This window comes from Streptomyces sp. NPDC059852, from assembly GCF_042731455.1.
In the GTDB taxonomy this organism is placed as follows: Bacteria; Actinomycetota; Actinomycetes; order Streptomycetales; family Streptomycetaceae; genus Streptomyces.
On sequence record NZ_JBHWJK010000027.1, the window covers coordinates 69,903 to 86,410 of the forward strand.

17 protein-coding genes are annotated in these 16,508 nt (G+C 72.4%); 6 read left to right on the top strand and 11 right to left on the bottom strand.

Annotation, left to right across the window (positions count from 1 at the left end; all coding sequences use genetic code 11):
• Positions 1–11: 11 nt before the first annotated feature.
• Positions 12–758, bottom strand: coding sequence for an SDR family oxidoreductase (locus tag ACFV46_RS27990; protein ID WP_385500261.1), 747 nt, complete (start codon positions 756–758; stop codon positions 12–14).
• A 260-nt stretch (positions 759–1,018) separates the two neighbouring features.
• Here ACFV46_RS27990 and ACFV46_RS27995 point away from each other — a divergent pair, with 260 nt between their 5' ends.
• Entirely contained in the window at positions 1,019–2,440 is a 1,422-nt protein-coding gene (locus ACFV46_RS27995; RefSeq protein WP_361935940.1) for a sugar porter family MFS transporter, read from the top strand.
• 25 nt (positions 2,441–2,465) lie between these two features.
• Here the strand turns inward: ACFV46_RS27995 and ACFV46_RS28000 are convergent, their stop codons facing one another.
• Positions 2,466–3,530 carry a biotin/lipoate A/B protein ligase family protein gene (locus ACFV46_RS28000; RefSeq protein ID WP_361935943.1) on the bottom strand — a complete coding sequence of 355 codons (1,065 nt, stop codon included), beginning with the start codon at positions 3,528–3,530 and terminating at the stop codon, positions 2,466–2,468.
• A gap of 151 nt (positions 3,531–3,681) precedes the next feature.
• Between ACFV46_RS28000 and ACFV46_RS28005 the strand changes: the two genes are divergently transcribed.
• From ACFV46_RS28005 to ACFV46_RS28015, 3 genes are read left to right on the top strand one after another with little or no spacing between them, the layout of a single operon-like run.
• Positions 3,682–4,692 carry an RNA polymerase subunit sigma-70 gene (locus ACFV46_RS28005; RefSeq protein WP_385500263.1) on the top strand — a complete coding sequence of 337 codons (1,011 nt, stop codon included), beginning with the start codon at positions 3,682–3,684 and terminating at the stop codon, positions 4,690–4,692.
• Entirely contained in the window at positions 4,689–5,117 is a 429-nt protein-coding gene (locus tag ACFV46_RS28010) for a DUF6069 family protein (RefSeq protein WP_385500265.1), read from the top strand. Before ACFV46_RS28005 ends, ACFV46_RS28010 begins: the two co-directional genes overlap by 4 nt.
• A gap of 40 nt (positions 5,118–5,157) precedes the next feature.
• On the top strand, positions 5,158–5,328 hold the full coding sequence (locus ACFV46_RS28015; RefSeq protein ID WP_385500266.1) for a hypothetical protein: 171 nt from the start codon (positions 5,158–5,160) through the stop codon (positions 5,326–5,328).
• 48 nt (positions 5,329–5,376) lie between these two features.
• On the opposite strand, the gene ACFV46_RS28020 is transcribed toward ACFV46_RS28015, so the two are convergent.
• The 4 genes from ACFV46_RS28020 to ACFV46_RS28035 form a co-directional block, all read right to left on the bottom strand.
• Positions 5,377–5,952, bottom strand: coding sequence for a hypothetical protein (locus ACFV46_RS28020; protein WP_385500267.1), 576 nt, complete (start codon positions 5,950–5,952; stop codon positions 5,377–5,379).
• Between the two features lie 184 nt (positions 5,953–6,136).
• Positions 6,137–7,132: a cytochrome d ubiquinol oxidase subunit II gene (locus ACFV46_RS28025; protein ID WP_376726187.1), complete on the bottom strand. Its 996-nt coding sequence runs from the start codon at positions 7,130–7,132 to the stop codon at positions 6,137–6,139.
• A complete protein-coding gene (locus ACFV46_RS28030) occupies positions 7,133–8,560 on the bottom strand; it encodes a cytochrome ubiquinol oxidase subunit I (RefSeq protein ID WP_376726188.1) in 1,428 nt (475 codons plus the stop codon).
• Positions 8,561–8,749: 189 nt separating this feature from the next.
• Positions 8,750–9,961, bottom strand: coding sequence for an MFS transporter (locus ACFV46_RS28035; RefSeq protein WP_385500270.1), 1,212 nt, complete (start codon positions 9,959–9,961; stop codon positions 8,750–8,752).
• Positions 9,962–10,203: 242 nt separating this feature from the next.
• On the opposite strand from ACFV46_RS28035, the gene ACFV46_RS28040 reads away from it, so the two are divergent.
• Both ACFV46_RS28040 and ACFV46_RS28045 read left to right on the top strand, forming a co-directional pair.
• Entirely contained in the window at positions 10,204–10,839 is a 636-nt protein-coding gene (locus tag ACFV46_RS28040) for an RNA polymerase sigma factor (RefSeq protein WP_385500272.1), read from the top strand.
• On the top strand, positions 10,836–11,906 hold the full coding sequence (locus ACFV46_RS28045) for a CU044_5270 family protein (protein WP_385500274.1): 1,071 nt from the start codon (positions 10,836–10,838) through the stop codon (positions 11,904–11,906). The genes ACFV46_RS28040 and ACFV46_RS28045 overlap by 4 nt, the downstream gene beginning before the upstream one ends.
• A 45-nt stretch (positions 11,907–11,951) precedes the next feature.
• Here the strand turns inward: ACFV46_RS28045 and ACFV46_RS28050 are convergent, their stop codons facing one another.
• The 5 genes from ACFV46_RS28050 to ACFV46_RS28070 all read right to left on the bottom strand — a co-directional run bounded on the left by ACFV46_RS28050 (position 11,952) and on the right by ACFV46_RS28070 (position 16,448).
• Entirely contained in the window at positions 11,952–12,356 is a 405-nt protein-coding gene (locus ACFV46_RS28050; RefSeq protein WP_385500275.1) for a hypothetical protein, read from the bottom strand.
• Positions 12,357–12,406: 50 nt separating this feature from the next.
• Complete coding sequence (locus ACFV46_RS28055; RefSeq protein ID WP_385500277.1) at positions 12,407–13,429, bottom strand: LLM class flavin-dependent oxidoreductase; 1,023 nt, start codon at positions 13,427–13,429, stop codon at positions 12,407–12,409.
• Between the two features lie 44 nt (positions 13,430–13,473).
• Positions 13,474–14,463 carry a phosphotransferase family protein gene (locus ACFV46_RS28060; RefSeq protein ID WP_385500279.1) on the bottom strand — a complete coding sequence of 330 codons (990 nt, stop codon included), beginning with the start codon at positions 14,461–14,463 and terminating at the stop codon, positions 13,474–13,476.
• 30 nt (positions 14,464–14,493) lie between these two features.
• Complete coding sequence (locus ACFV46_RS28065) at positions 14,494–15,636, bottom strand: FAD-dependent oxidoreductase (RefSeq protein ID WP_385500281.1); 1,143 nt, start codon at positions 15,634–15,636, stop codon at positions 14,494–14,496.
• 113 nt (positions 15,637–15,749) lie between these two features.
• Positions 15,750–16,448 (bottom strand): TetR/AcrR family transcriptional regulator, encoded by a 699-nt coding sequence (locus ACFV46_RS28070; RefSeq protein ID WP_385500283.1) that lies wholly within the window; start codon positions 16,446–16,448, stop codon positions 15,750–15,752.
• Positions 16,449–16,508 lie beyond the last annotated feature (60 nt).

Genomic DNA, 16,508 nt, shown 5'->3' on the forward strand with positions numbered 1-16,508 from the left:
CGCCTCGACGCCTACGCCTGGCGCGCCGTCCACTCCGCCAGCGAGGTCCCGCCGATCGACGCGTCCGGGCCCGGCAGCAGGTCCGAGTCCTTGAGGGCGGCGCCCCAGTACAGACCCTGCGGGTCGGTCACCACCGTGCGCGGGTCGCCCTGGGCCGCGAGAGCCTGGCGGATGAAGTCCTCCAGCTCGAGGACGTCCGGCCCGGCGACCTCGACGATCCCGCCGGCCGGCGTACCCACGGCGGTGCGGGCCACGGCCGCCGCCACGTCCCCGGAGAAGATCGGCTGGATCTTGATCGGGGCGACGGACACCGTGTCGCCCTGAGCCGCCGAGTCCGCCAGACCCTGGGCGAACTCGAAGAACTGCGTCGCCCGCACGATCGAGAAGGGGACACCGGACTCCCGGATCATGTCCTCCTGCGTCTGCTTGGCACGGAAGTAGCCGGCCTCCTGCAGCCGGTCGGTGCCGACGACGGACAGCGCCACGTGATGCGCCACCCCGGCCTCCCGCTCGGCCTCCAGCTGGTTCGCTGTGGAGCGCCGGAAGAAGTCCAGCACGGCGTCGTCGGCGAACGACGGGCTGTTCGTGACGTCGACGACGACCGACGCGCCCTTCAGGACCTCGGCCAGGCCCTCACCCGTCAGCGTGTCCACCCCGGTGGTGGGTGAGGCGGCCACCGCCTCGTGCCCGTGTGCGGTGATCTCGGCGACCACCTTCGAGCCGATGAGCCCGGTCCCACCGATCACTACGACCTTCATGGATCTTCCCTTCGTTCGCGGCCCCGTCCGTCCGGTGCGGCACGGCTCCGGCGACGACTCCTCGCACCCCTACTGACCGGGCGGCCCCGCCGTCTGTGACACCTCACGCGGGACGACTCGGGAGGCGGGTCGTTCCCAGCGTGCCCCGGCGCAGGCATATCGGCGCGCGCAGGGGGCACCGGATAGAAGCCCTGCCGTTGATCACTGCCGTGATCACCGTCCGTCGCCCGGCGGCTCTGCCGGCGGCCCGAGGAGTACACGTGACCAGCACCGCGTCGCAATCACCCCGGTCAGGAGCCTCGACGGCTCATCCCGATCATCTCGGGCACGTCGTCTTCATCGCGGCGGCGGCCGCGATGGGCGGCTTCCTGTTCGGCTACGACAGCTCGGTGATCAACGGGGCCGTGGAGGCCGTCCGGGACCGCTACGACATCGGCTCGGCCGCACTGGCCCAGGTCATCGCGATCGCGCTGATCGGCTGCGCCATCGGTGCGGCGACCGCGGGCCGGATCGCCGACCGCATCGGCCGTATCCGCTGCATGCAGATCGCCGCCGTGCTGTTCACGATCAGCGCCGTCGGCTCGGCGCTGCCGTTCGCGCTGTGGGACCTGGCCTTCTGGCGGATCGTGGGCGGCTTCGCGATCGGCATGGCGTCGGTGATCGGCCCCGCCTACATCGCCGAGGTGGCCCCGCCCGCCTACCGCGGCCGGCTCGGCTCCTTCCAGCAGGCCGCGATCGTCGTCGGCATCGCGATGTCGCAGCTGGTCAACTGGGGGATCCTCAACGCGGCGGGAGGCGACCAGCGCGGCCGGCTGATGGGGCTGGAGGCCTGGCAGGTCATGCTCGGCGTCATGGTCGTCCCGGCCGTCCTGTACGGCCTGCTGTCCTTCGCGATCCCCGAGTCGCCCCGCTTCCTGATCTCGGTCGGCAAGCGGGAGCGCGCCCGGCGCATCCTCGCCGAGGTCGAGGGCGAGGACGTCGACCTCGACGCCCGGATCTCCGAGATCGAGGCGGCGATGCACCGTGAGGACAGGTCCTCCTTCAAGGACCTGCTGGGCGGCACGTTCCTGTTCAGGCCGATCGTGTGGATCGGCATCGGCCTGTCGGCCTTCCAGCAGTTCGTCGGCATCAACGTGGCCTTCTACTACTCGTCCACGCTGTGGCAGTCGGTCGGCGTCGACCCGACGGACTCGTTCTTCTACTCGTTCACGACGTCGATCATCAACATCGTCGGCACGGTCGTCGCGATCATCTTCGTCGACCGGATCGGCCGTAAACCGCTCGCGCTGATCGGCTCCGTCGGCATGGTCGTCGGCCTCGGCCTGGAGGCGTGGGCGTTCTCCTACGACCTGGTCGACGGCAGACTGCCCGCCACGCAGGGCTGGGTCGCGCTGATCGCCGCCCATGTGTTCGTGCTGTTCTTCGCCCTGTCGTGGGGCGTCGTCGTCTGGGTCCTGCTCGGCGAGATGTTCCCCAACCGGCTGCGCGCCGCCGCCCTGGGCGTGGCGGCGGCCGCGCAGTGGATCGCCAACTGGGCCATCACCGCGAGCTTCCCGTCCCTGGCCGACTGGAACCTGTCGGCCACCTACGTGATCTACACGGCCTTCGCCGCGCTCTCGATCCCGTTCGTCCTGAAATTCGTGAAGGAGACCAAGGGCAAGAAACTGGAGGAGATGGGCTGACGCCCGGCCCGCGTTCCCGGCGCGGTCAGGGCACGCGGGCCGTCCACTCGGGCGTGGAGAACTTGTCGCGGACGAGTTCCCGCGCCCGGGCCAGCTCGGCGTCCGTCACCTTGCCGTCGGTGAGCCCGTAGCGCCGCCGGAAGGAGTCGACCATCCCCGCGATGACCTCGTGCCGGGGCAGTCCGGTCTGCCGGCGCAGCGGGTCCACCCGCTTCTTCGCGCTCTTCGTGCCCTTGTCCGACATCTTCTCCCGGCCGGTGCGCAGCACCTCGAGCATCTTGTCGGCGTCGATGTCGTAGGCCATGGTCACGTGGTGCAGGACGGCCCCGGGCCCGCCGTCGGGTCCCACGACACGCTTCTGCGCGGCGCCGGCGATCTTCCCCTGCTCGGTGGCGATGTCGTTCAGCGGCTGGTACCACGCCTTGATCCCCATCTCACCGAGCGCCTCCAGCACCCAGTCGTCGAGGTAGGCGTAGCTGTCCTGGAACGACAGCCCCTGGACGAGGGCGTCCGGCACGGACAGCGAGTAGGTGATCGTGTTGCCGGGCTCCACGAACATCGCGCCGCCGCCCGAGATACGGCGGACGACCTCGATGCCGTGCCGCTCGGCGCCGGCCGGGTCGACCTCGTTGCGCAGCGACTGGAAACTGCCGATGATCACCGCCGGTGCGGCCCACTCCCAGACCCGCAGCGTCGGCGGGCGGCGTCCCGCGGCGACCTCCGCGGTGAGGACCTCGTCCAGCGCCATGTGCAGCCCCGGGCTCTGCGGACCGTCGTAGATCAGCTGCCAGTCGTAGTCGGTCCAGTCCGTGGCGTGCGCGAGCGCCCGGCGCACCGCGATGCCCACGGCCTCCGAGGTCAGCCCGTACATGACCGTGCCCTCGGGCAGGGCCCGGTCGATACGGTCCGCCAGACCGGCGGCGTCGGTGTCGGCGGGAGCGCCGTCGAGCGCCTGGTTGACCGCGTGGAGCGCCTCGTCCGGCTCCAGGAAGAAATCACCGGCGACCTGCGGGTGCCGCAGCACCCCGTCCGCCACCTCGACGTCCACCACCACGAGCTTGCCGCCGGGAACCTTGTACTCACCGTGCACGATGTCGCCATCCCTTCTCCGACAAGCTGGAACCGGCCGGAGGGCCCGCGTGTTCCCGCGGCGGACCCGGCGGGAGGTGCCCGGTGATGAGTTTTCGCGCTCCCACCCGTCACACGTACGACGGGACACGACGAGGCGGAAGGACGACGCGATGAGTGCCGACACACGGCTGGAGGAGGGCCTGGTCCCGCACGGGCTGGGCGAGATCGAGGAGCCGGCGTTCGCCGGCCTGGCGGAGCGGCACCGGCGGGAGCTGCACGTGCACTGCTACCGCATGCTCGGGTCGTTCGAGGACGCCGAGGACACCGTCCAGGAGACGTTCCTGCGCGCCTGGCGCCGCCGGGAGACGTACGAGGGACGCTCGACGTTCCGGGCCTGGCTGTACCGGATCGCCACCAACGCCTGCCTCGACCTGCTCGCCAAGTGCCGTCCGGAGCCGGCGACCGGCGGCGAGGTGCCCTGGCTGCAGCCCTACCCGGACCGCCTGCTCGACGAGCTGTCCGCGGACGACGCCGACGAGCCGGAAGCCGTCGCCGTCGCCCGGGAGACGATCGAGCTGGCCTACCTGGTCGCCGTCCAGCACCTCGCGCCGCGTCCCCGGGCCGTGCTGATCCTGCGGGACGTGCTCGGCTGGCCCGCCAAGGAGGTCGCACAGTTCCTGGGCGACTCGGTGAACTCCGTCAACAGCGCCCTGCAGCGGGCCCGCGCCGGCCTGCGCGAGCACCTGCCGGCCGAGCGCCAGGACTGGACCGGCGGCGAGGAGGACGCGGGAACCCGCGAACTCGTACGCCGCTTCACCGAGGCCAGCGTGGCCACGGACATCCCGGCGCTCACCGCGATGCTCCGCGACGACGTCCGCTGCTCGATGCCGCCCACTCCGGGCCTGGCCCTCGGCCGCGACACGGTCGTGAACAGTTGGATCCAGGACGGCTACGAGGGCATGCGGGGCCTGCGCCCCCTCCCCACCGCCGTGAACCGCCAGCCCGCCGTCGCCTACTACCTCTGGCAGGAGCGGGAGAACGCCTACCTGCCGCTGACGATCGACGTCCTGCGCATCACCGGCGGGGCGATCACCGAGATCACCATCTTCGACAGCGCCCAGTTCCCCCACCTCGGCCTCCCGGACCGCCTGCCGGCGGCGGCCACGGAGGAGTCCCGGTGACCGACAGGGCACTCACGGCTCCGGCCGCGGCGGGGCGTCCCCGCCGCCTGCTCCGCACGGGCCTCCTCGCCACCCTCGCGGCGACGCTGACCACCACCGTCGCCGCCGCATCGGCCCGGGCGTCGGGCGTCGACTTCGAGATCCCCGACGGAGGCGAGGCGATCCCGCTGCCCGGGTTCGCCGTGGTGACGGGCGCGTTCTCGGCCGTGGGCGTCGCCCTCGCGGCAGCGTTCCTCCGCTGGAGCACCCGCCCCGCCACCCACTTCGTCCGTGCGACGGTCTCACTGGCCGTGCTGTCCTTGCTCCCGCCCCTGCTCGCCGAAGCCGACACACCCACCACCACGGCCCTGCTCGGCCTGCACGTCCTCCCAGCGGCGGTGATGATCCCAACACTGACGAGGTCCCTGCGCCGCGCGACGGGCTGACGCCCACTCAGGGGATCGGAACGACCTCGCCGACGTCGAGGTGTCGCTCGGTCTGGTCGTCCGCGCCCTCGCCCCGCGCGACGGGCGCAGAAACGCCGGCACGGCGACGCGAGCGGGCGTGGAGACGGTGGAGCGGTGCGCGGCCCCGGCCGAGCGGGCCGACGCGGAACTGCCGGCACCGCTCAGCGAGGCGGAGGGCCGGAGCTGCTGACCCAGGTCCACGAGAGGAAGGCGTCTCGCCCCTGCCTGCGGTGGGGCCTCAGGCGCGCAGGGCCTCCAGTTCGGCCGCGCGGCGCTGGTCCTTGGGGCGGCCGAGGGAGCGCCGCATGAGGATCAGGTCGTCGAGGTCGGCGTAGAGGATGGCGAAGCCCTCCGGGTCGTACGTGACCGCCGCCCGGTCGAGGCAGGGGGCCACGTCCATGCGGCCCCACGGCAGGGCCGGCGTGCAGAGGTCGCCGCTCGCGCCGGTCACGCGGTAGAGCACCTGCGGGCGGTCCAGTGCGGGCAGGTCCGTACAACCCGAGGCGATCAGGGCCCGGCGCAGGGCGTCCGCCTGCTCGGGCGTGCCGTCCCACAGCAGGTCGAGGTCGCCCGTCAGGTCCGTGGAGCCGTGCAGGATGCCGGCCACCTGGCCGACGACCACCGCCCGGGAGCCGGCCTCGTGCAGCGCCCGCAGAAACGGGAACGGGTCGAAGCCGAGCGCGCCGTCCGTGCCGAACGTCCCGGCCACCTCGTCGGCCTCCTCCGGGCCCACCCCGGTCGCGACACGGTCCCGGGTGTGGTCGGCGATACGCCGAACGGCGTGCCGGAGGCGCAGCGCGGCGGTCTCGTCCATCCGCCCATCCCTTGGCGCGCCGATCCCGCCGTGCATCCCGCCATGCATCCGCTCATCCATGCCCGCATTCAACCGTGCCGTGGGGGCCGTCCGTGGGTCCGCCCCTGCCGGCGGGGATCAACGGCCAGGTCAAGGCCCGCATCGCGTTCGTCTGAGCGCCGTGGGCTGATCCGCGCCGCCGGGCCTAGTGGAGGGTGAGGCGCCCCCGGCCCGCGAGCCGGAAGAGCAGGACGAGGGAGGGCAGGACCGTGACCCCGGCGACGCAGGCGACGACGATCAGCACCTGCAACGTGGCCCGGGGGGAAGCGCCTTGGTCGATCGTGAGGTGGGTGCCCAGCAGGTACGGGTACTGGGCGACCCCCCACCCGCACACCACGAGCGCCACGGCGGCCGCAGCCGTCTGCCGCAGCAGGAGCGTGCGGTGGGTGAGCAGCAGGAGGATGCAGGCCACGCCGCACACCGCGGCCCCGATGACGAGCGGCAGCGCGACATGGCTGAGGTCGTGGAACAGCCGCTCGGCGTCGGAGTGCAGGACGAAGATGCCGGCCACGGACACCGCTCCCGCCGCGGCGGCCGCGGCGAGGCCCCGGTCGCGGAAGTACCGGGCCAGGGCGGTGTCGCCCGCGCGCCGCGCCTCCACGTGCAGGTACACGGCGGCGAGGTAGGCGCAGACGACCACGGCCAGGACGCCGCCCAGATGGGAGGTCGGGTGGTTCCAGCTCGTCAGTGCGTTGCCGTTGCCGCCGGTCGGCACCCGGCCGGAGGCGATGGCACCGGCGATCGCCCCGAAGCTGTACGGCGTGAGGACGCTGGACAGCGCGAACACCGCTCCGTACAGGCGTTGTTCGGGTGTGCGCAGGGCGTTGTGGCGGAAGGCGAAGCCGGATCCGCGCAGCACGATGCCGAGGGCGGCGAACACGAGGGGCAGATACAGCGTCGTGGTGATCGCGGTGAACGCGGTGGGGAAGCCGGACCACAGGATGACCAGGCAGTAGATCAGCCAGGTGTGGTTCGCCTCCCACACCGGCCCGATGGAGGTGTCGATCAGGTGCCGGGGGCGGCGGCCCCGGTCCGCGCCCCCGGCGGTGAGGTCCCAGAACCCGGCCCCGAAGTCGGCCCCGCCGAGCAGGGCGTAGGCGACCACGCCCACGAACAGAAGGATGGCGACGGTGTCCTGCATCTACTGCTCCCTCGGACCCGGACGGGCGGCCACGGGCTCGGGTGCCGGGCCGTAGGGGACGGTGACGTTCTCGTCGCCCTCCGCGCGCCAGCGCCGCCGCATGGAGCGCAGCACCCAGATCGCGGCCGCTCCGACCGCGCAGTACAGCGCCAGCACGCAGGCGAACAGCGCCCAGATGTTGCCTTCGGTGGTCACCGCGTCGCGGGTCAGCAGCAGGCCGACGACGGTCCACGGCTGCCGTCCCACCTCGGTGACGACCCATCCGCTCTCCAGGCAGACCACCGCGAGGGCGCCGCTGACGGCGGCGGCGCGCAGGAACCAGCGGTTCTCCGGGACGCGCCGGTGCCGGTACCAGAGCCAGGCGAACCACGCCGCCAGCAGCGTCAGCAGGCTGCCCGTGCCGACCATGACGTCGAAGGCGAGGTGGACGACGCTCACCGTGCGGTCGTCGGGCCGTACGTCGGCGGGGATCGCGTCGAGGCCCTTGATCGTGGTGGACGGCGAGAAGTCGGCCAGGATCGAGCCGAGGTCGGGGATCTGCCAGCCGTAGCGGACCTCCCCGTCGATCATGACGCCGCCCAGCGTCTCGGGCACGTGGTCGTCGGTGGCGGGAACCATCTCGATCGCGGCGAACTTGGCGGGCTCGTCGTTGAAGACGTCACGGGCGATCGTGTCGCCGACGAGCAGCTGGACCGGCATGAGGCAGGCAGCCGTGACGAAGCCGATGAGGAACCCGGTGCGGTGGTAGTGGTTGTCGCGTCCCCGCAGCAGGCCCACCGCGTACACGCCGCCGACGGTGAAGCCCGCCACGATGTACGCGGCCAGCAGCATGTGGATGGTCTCGCCCCAGAACGCTCCGTTGAAGAACACCTTGGCGGGTTCGACGTCGACGACCTTCCCGTCGCGCATCGTGATGCCGCCGGGCTGGTTCATCCAGCTGTTCGCGGCGACGACGGACGCGGTGCCGCCGATGCCGGACAGGGACACTGGGACGCCGGTCCAGAAGTGCGCCCACGGGGGCAGCCGGTTCCAGCCGTAGATGTAGATCGAGACGAAGATCGCCTCGAGGAAGAAGAACAGGCCCTCGATGGAGAACGGGAACCCGAACGCGGACCCGTAGGTCCCCATCAGGCCGGGCCACAGGACGCCCAGTTCGAAGGTGAGGACGGTGCCGGTGACCGCGCCGACGGCGAACAGGACGGCCGCCGCCTTCGACCACCGCCGGGCCAGGAGCAGGGCGGTGGAGTCGTCGTGCCGCAGCCCCCGGTAGTGGGCGATGAGGGTGAGGCTGGTCAGGGCGACGCCGAACGGGACCAGGATGATGTGGAAGCCCAGCGTGAAGGCCATCTGCTGGCGGGCTGGGAGTAATTGGGCGGGCTCGTCCGCAGCGGTGGCGAGACCGTGCAGGACCGCGTCGAGTGTGAGCATCGTGTCTTTTCGTCCGGACTCGCGGGTGCGCGGGGCGCCGGCACCGTGGGGGAGGGGAGCGGGGCGCTCAGGTGTGCTCAGGTGTTGATCCGCGTGTGCTCGCCTTCACCCCGATGACCGACATGCCCCGTTTCGTATGCCGGTCATGCTAGGCCACGGCCCGCGCCGCGCCTCGGACGTGAGCCCGCGTCACGGCCGGGAGGTGTCGGTCCGTGAGGTCGTGAGGTCGCCGCTCCGCACGAGGCGGACCGTCACCGCGGCCGCGACGGCGATGACGCATCCCACGAAGATCAGACCGGCGCTCCGCAGGCCGAGGGGGACGGAGAGGGCGCCGATGCCGACCACCGGCAGCGAGATGCCGACGTAGGCGGTGACGAAGAGCGCGGAGATCGTCGCGCCGCGCTGCTCGGCTGGGGCGGCCCGCGCCACCGTGGCGACCGAGGCGCGGAACGACATGCCCTGCCCGACACCGGCGACGACCGCGCCCGCGACCAGCAGCCCCAGGGACTCCGCCAGCAGGGAGCCGCCGATCAGACCGAGGCCGGCGATCAGGATCGCGCAGCCCGACGGCAGTGCGAGGCCGGGACCACCGCGACTCAGCAGCTGTCCCGCGGTGGAGGCCAGGAAGACCGTCAGTACGATCGCGCCGGCCACGGCCAGGTTGTCGACGCCCAGGTACTGCGCGGCGAAGGACGGGGCGACGGCGGTGAACAGGCCGAGCACGGAGAAGCCCGCGAAGGACGCCAGCGCGGCCGGCACGAAGACGGACCGTGTCGGCGGCGGCACCACCATGCCCTCGGGGCGCAGCGGCGGACGCGGGACCGGAGGGTGCACGGACTCGGGCAGCACCATCACCAGGACCATGGCGACGGTCAGCATCCCGAGGTGCACGAGAAAGGGCAGGCGCAGCGGATGGGGGGCGTACTCGGCGAGGACTCCGGCCAGCAGCGGCCCGCACCCCAGCCCGCCCATGTTCGCCGCGGTGGCCGCGAACGCGGCGCGCGCCCGCTCGCCGGGGCGGGCCAGTTCGGTGACGGCGGCGGTGGCGGCGCCGCTGAGCAGCCCGGCCGCGAACCCGGAGAACACCCGGCCCGCGAAGAGGAGGGGGAGACCGTCCTGGAAGAGGAAACAGAGCGCGGACAGGACCGACAGCACCAGCGCGGTGAAGATCACCGGCCGCCGGCCGATGACGTCGGAGAAGTTGCCGGCCAGCAGCAGCGCCACGATGACCCCGACGGCGTACACCGCGAAGATCACCGTGATCATGAACTGTGAGAAGCCGATCTCCTCGCGGTAGAGCCCGTACAGCGGCGTGGGCAGGGTGGTGCCGGCCATGCCGACGGCGAACACCACGGCCGCGACGATGTACCAGGGGAATTCCCGCTGCCTGGGTTCCGTCATTCCGCCCTTCCCTGGGTCGCCGGGGCGCGGCGCGCGGAGCCGGCTGAACGCGATCAGCTCACCATAGGCGGCCGTCACGCGCATTCCGCCGCGCGCACCGGACGTGGGCGTCCGCCCGAGCGGGTGCCTCACCGGCGGAAGCCCACGACGGCGCCCCGGGTGATCCGGTGGTTCCGCCGTGGTGAACAATGGATGTGACGCAGCTCATGGGAACTCCACCGCGCGAGCCGACAGTTCAGGTCGTGACCACAGACAGACGAGCGCGGGTGCGCAACGGGGATCCGGATGCCTTCGCGGAGCTTTTCGACGAGTGTGCCCGCGCGGTGTACAACCACGCCTTCCGCCTGACCGCCGACTGGTCGACGGCCGAGGACGTCATGGCCACGACGTTCATGGAGGCCTGGCGGCGCAGGGACACGGTCGACGCCGAAGGGGGCACGCTGCGGCCGTGGTTGCTCGGCATCGCCACCAACGTGGCGCGCTCCCACCATCGCAGCGACCGCCGCTACCGCGCGGCGGCGAGCGCCGCCGCGGCCGCGATGGAGGACGTCGAGGACCACGCCGAGGAGATCGCCGGACGCGTGGACGACCGGCGCACGCTCCAGGCCACGCTGACCGCCCTGAGCCTGCTCAAGCGGGCCGAGCGCGAAGTGCTGACCCTGTGCCTGCACGAGGGGATGGCGTACGCCGAAGTGGCGCGCGTCCTGGAGATCCCCGTGGGGACCGTCCGCTCCCGCCTGTCCCGCGCCCGCGGCAGACTGCGCCGGCTCACCGACGCGCAACTGCTGCGAGAAAAACGGGAACCCACCCCCGCAAACCGGCAGATACAGGATGACCGCGGATACGCGGTCCGGTCCGCACAGGAAGGAAACCGATGAACGCCAGCCCTTCCCACCAGCCTCACCCGGCTGAGTGGACGGAGACGCAGAGCCTGCTGCCCTGTGTCGAGCGGGATCTGCCGGCGGGCCGCCACCAGTTCCACAAGGAGCAGTTGATGGCCCGGATCCACGAAGACCTGCGCACCACCACCCGCCCCGAGCCCCCGAAGCTCCGCCCCAACCCGTTCCTGCGCCGTACGGTCCTGCTGCCCGCGGCGGCCCTGGCGCTGGCCGGAGCGGTCGCGGGCGGCTTCGCGCTCAGCAGCGGCGCCCCGGACCGCGGCACATCCGCGCTGGCCACCGGCCCGGCCCTGACCACCACGGTGGGCGTGGCCGACGCCGAGGGCGCCCCCCGGCTCCTCGACCGGATCTCCCTGGCCGCCGCCGACACCTCCACGCCCACGCCGCGCAAGGGCCAGTACATCTACATCGAGTCGAAGGTGGCCAGCACCTACACCAGCTCCGTCGGCGACAGGACCACGGTCGTCAGCGAGGAACTGCACCCCCGCCAGGTGTGGAACTCCCTCGACGGCAAGGACGGCTGGCTGATCGAACCCGGCCAGACGGGCGACGAGGGCATCACCCTCGCCAGCAAGGTGGTGCTGAGCGGGGCCTACGACGTCCTCACCACGCTGCCGACCGACCCGGACGCGCTGCTGCGGCGCATCTACCGCGAGTCGGACGCCACCCGGGACCACGAAGTCCCCCGCGACCAGGCCGCGTTCACCGCCATCGGGGACCTGCTGACCGAGAGCTACCCGCCCGCCGACGTCAGCGCGGCCCTCTACAAGGCGGCCGCGAAGATCCCCGGTGTCGTCGCGGTGGACGACGCGGTCGACGCCACGGGCCGGCATGGTGTCGCCATCGCCCGGCAGGACGACACCACGGGAGAACGCACCGAGTGGATCTTCGACAAGAAGACGCTGCGCTTTCTCGGTGAACGGATCGTCGTGGTCAAGGCCGTGGCGGGCAGCCCGTTCAAGGTGGGAACCGTCACCTTCACCAGCGCGATCACCCGGCGCGCCGTCGTCGACGGCAACAAGCAGGTCCCCGGAGCGGCGAGCTGAACGCCAAAGAGGGCCCCACTGGCCGTCGCCTCGCTTCGCGGCGCGTCAGCACCCCTCCAACGCCGCCTGAAAGGCGTCCGCGGTCGGCGCGATGACGACCGCCCCGTCCCGCAAGGCGGCAGGGAGATGGCGGCGCTCCTCCTCGTGGAAGATGAGGGCGCCACCGTCCTGGGGCAGGACCGCGGCCCCCAGGGCCACGGCGAGCCGGGCGAGCAGACCGCTGATCTCCCCGCGGGCGAAGTGGGTGGCCGTCACACACCGCAGCCCCTCCTCGCCCCCGGACACGTGGTAGAGGTCGGCCTCGCCCCCGTCCTGCGCGCGCAGCCCGGAGAACCCTTCGTCCCGTCCGTCCGGCACGACGTAAGGCTCCGTCACCCGCAGGAGCCGGTCGGTGTCCAGGGCGACGGGCTCGCCGTCCACGAACCGGAGCAGGAAGATGCTGTAACTCACGGCCTCACTGTGCCACCCGTGACCGGGGCGCCCGGTCACGGGTGGGGCGTTCAGCGCCAGCCGAGTTCCGGTGCCACGTGCGTGAGGATGCTCTCCAGCACGTGCGTGTTGTAGTCGACGCCCAACTGGTTCGGGATCGTCAGCAGCAGGGTGTCGGCGGCCTGGATCGCCTCGTCGTCCTTGAGGAGCTTCACCAGCTCGTCCGGCTCCCCGGCGTACGACCGCCCGAAGATGGCCCGGGTCGTGTCGTCGATCATGCCGATCTGGTCCCTGGACTGCCGGTCACGCCCGAAGTACGCCCGGTCCGCCTCGTCGGTCAGGGCGAAGATGCTGCGGCTGACCGACACCCGGGGCTCCCGTGTGTGACCCGCCTTCCGGTACGCCTCCCGGTACGCCTCGATCTGCTTGCGCTGCTGGACGTGCAGCGGCTCGCCGGTCTCGTCGTCCTTCAGCGTCGAGCTCTGCAGGTTCATCCCGAGCTCGCCCGCCCAGACGGCGGTGGCGTTCGACCCGGAACCCCACCAGATCCGGTCGCGCAGGCCCTCGGAGTGCGGCTCGACGCGCAGCAGACCTGGCGGGTTGGGGAACATGGGCCGCGGGTTGGGCTCGGCGAACCCCTCGCCGTCGAGGACCTTGAGGAACTCCTTGGTACGCCGGCGCGCCATGTCGGTGCCCGACTCTCCGGGTGCCGGTTCGTGGCCGAACAGCCGCCAGCCGTCGACGACCTGCTCCGGTGAACCCCGGCTGATGCCCAGCTGCAGCCGGCCGCCCGCGATGAGGTCGGCGGCGCCCGCGTCCTCCGCCATGTAGAGCGGATTCTCGTAGCGCATGTCGATCACGCCGGTGCCGATCTCGATCGTCGAGGTCCGCGCCCCGATCGCCGCGAGCAGCGGGAACGGGCTGGCCGCCTGCCGGGCGAAGTGATGCACCCGGAAGTACGCGCCGTCGACGCCGATCTCCTCGGCGGCGACCGCGAGGTCGATCGACTGGTGCAGCATGTCGGCGGCCGTCCGGGTCCGGGAGTACTCGCCGGGCGACCAGTGACCGAAGGAGAGGAAGCCGATGTTCTTCACACTCTCCCCAGCGCCCGCACGCCCTCGTTGATTCCCGCCCCTGGTCAGCGGGGCAGCAGGGCCAGCGCCGCCCCCGCGTTGTGGTCCGCGATCCCTCGCATGACGTCGCGGTGCGGGAAGTCGCCGTCGAGGAGACGCAGCGGACCGGCCACGAGGGAGAGGTGCGTCGCGAGCGTGTACAGGTCGAGCCGTGCCGGATCGAGTCCGGGACGGGAGAGGGCCTGATACCGCTCGCCGAAGCGCAGCTCCAGGAACACGTGCTCCCACTCGACGTCGAAGTACATCAGGCCCTCGATGTCGATGAGGACGGGCCGCCCGGTGGCGCCGACGAGGACGTGGTCGGGCCCGAGCTCGCCGTGGATCAGACCGTGCCCGCTCCGCGGAGCCACCCGCGCGGCCAGCTCCCGCAGCCGGTCCCGCAAGGGGGCCGCGGCCGAACCGATCCTCGGGTCCCGGCCGGCCGCCTCCGCGAGATCGCCGAGAGCCCGCTCCAGCACCAGCCCCTGGCACGACTCGCCGCTCGCCGCGCCACCGCGCTCGAGCACGTCCACACGGCCGTACGACGCACTGCGCTGCCCGTGCATCACGTCGAGCATGGCCGCCAGCTCGCGCAGGGCACCCGACGCCCGTACGGGATCCGCCTCGAACAGCGCTTCCAGCGTGCCCCCGGCGACATCCTCGACGACCGCCACGTCCGCCGGACACCGGGTTCGGCTGTCGTCGGCGAAGAGCACGGCGGGCACTCGGACGCCGAGGCCGTCCAACGTGCGCCGAGCGGCCAGGAAGGGGACGAGGCCGGAGGCCGGGGCGAAGGGGTGGGCCGGGTCCACGCCGTCCGCGCCGGGCCAGAAGTTCTCGGCCTCGGCCCAGCTGTAGACGATCACCCGCGCCGGCCGCGGCCCGTCGGTGCGGACGCGGTACACGCCCTTCTTGCTCCCGCCGCGCAGCCGCTCCACGCCGACGACGCGCGTCGCCGCCCCCAGTGCGTCCCGCACGACCCCCGACAGGGCCTCGGCCTCCACGAATCGGCGCATCCGGTGAGCCTACCGGGGCGGAGTCCCGGGTCAGGCCGCGCCCGGGTGGGAGGCGAAGAACCCGGCCATCCGCCGGAGGCCGTCGGGCGCGAACATGGCCCGCAGGTTGCCGGCGGACTCGGCGGCCGCCGCCCGGCCGCGGGGGAAGAGGGCCTCCTCGTAGCGGGCGAGGGCGGTCTCCACGTCGCCGGGGTGCGCGGCGAGCGCGAGGGCCAGTTCGGCGCCGTCCTGCAGGGCGAGGTTGGCGCCCTCGCCGGCGAACGGTGACATGAGATGGGCGGCGTCGCCCAGCAGGGTCACCCCGGGGGTGCGGTCCCAGCGGTGTCCGACGGGGAGGGCGTGGATGTGGCGCGGGGTCGCGGTCGCCGCCTCGGCGACCAGGCCGCGCAGATCCTCGTGCCAGCCTTCGAGGTGGGCGAGGACCGCCTTCTTCGCGAGGGAGAGGTGGGTGAAGTCGACGGTGCCGAGCCAGTCCTCGTCCGCCTTGAGCGCCGTGTAGACGTGGAGGCTGCCGTCCGTCTCGCGGTGGGCGAGGATGCCGCGTTCGTCGCCGAGGCACATGAGGGAACCACCGCCGACGAGGGCGGCGCCGCGCGGATGCCGGGTGTCGGCGTCGTACAGGTCCGTCTCCACGAAGGAGATGCCGGTGTAGGCGGGCCGGGCGGCGGAGACGAGGGGCCGGATCCGCGACCAGGCGCCGTCCGCGCCGATCAGCAGTCCGGTGGTGACGGCCGATCCGTCGGCGAAGGTGACCTCGTGACGGCCGTCGCCGAGGGGACGCGCGCCGGTGGCCTTGCGGCCCCACCGGATCATGTCGTCGGGCAGGGAGGCCAGCAGCAGGTCGCGCAGGTCGCCGCGGTCGACCTCGGGGCGGCCACCGGAGCCGTCGTCCGCGATGTCCACGACGACGGTGCCGTCGGGACCGGCCAGGCGCAGGGCCTCGCCTCCGGGGTGGACGAGCGCCCGGAACGCGTCGTGCAGACCGGCAGCGCGCAGCGCCTGCTGCCCGCTCTCCTCGTGGATGTCGAGCATGCCGCCCTGCGTCCGGGCCTCGGGCCCGTCCTCCAGGTCGAAGACGGCCGCCTCGATGCCGTGGACGTGCAGGACGCGGGCGGCGACGAGACCGCCGAGACCGCCGCCGATGATCGCGATGGGGTGGTGGGGGAGGGGCATGGTCGCCTCCGATGGGTGGTGGGTGCCGACCTCTCCACCGTAACGAACATGTTCGTAACGAACAAGTTCGTTCACGGGCGTGAGTCGCTACGACCAGGGCGAAGGGAGGAGGGTCAGTCGGCCGGCGGACCGGAAACAGGTGTGTGCGTGATCCCGTTGACGATCACGTCGAAGCCCCAGCGCAGGCGCTCCTGGGCGGAACCGCCGACCAGCTCGGGCATATGGGCGGCGATCGCCGGGTGCGTGTCCTCGCCGGCGGCGCGCAGCGCGGCGACGGCGGCGTTCCAGTCGTCCGCGGCCGCCGGGTCGCGGTCCTGGGCGGAGTGCTCGGCCGCGGTGGCGGTGGCGTCCTGCAGCACCTTGTCCACGCCCCAGGCGACCTGCGCCCGGGAGGCCCCGCTGCGGGACAGCAGGTCCAGGACACGGTCGACCAGCCGCAGGTAGTTCTCCCCGCTGGGCCGGGCCACGAGCGCGGACCGGGCGAGCTGGGGGTGCGCGAACAGCACGAGCGTGTACGAGGTGACGACGGCCCTCAGCTGCTCCCGCCAGTCGTCCCCGGCGTCGGCGCCCGCCAGGTCGACCTCGCCCAGGAGGGCGTCCAGCACGGCCGCGTGCAGCTCGGCGGTGTTGGCCACGTAGACGTAGAGCGAGGCCGCGCCGGTGTCCAGCTCCTGCGCCAGCCGGCGCATGGTGACCTTCTCCAGCCCTTCGCTCCGCATGAGCGCCACCGCCGTCTCGACGATCACCCGCCGCGACAGGGCGGGCTTGGCGGGCCTCTCACGGCGGCTGACCGGCTCTTTTCGCGCAACCATGACGCCGATGCTAACGAACGCGTTCGTCCCCTCTCGCGGGCCGGCCTGCCGCACGGCGCG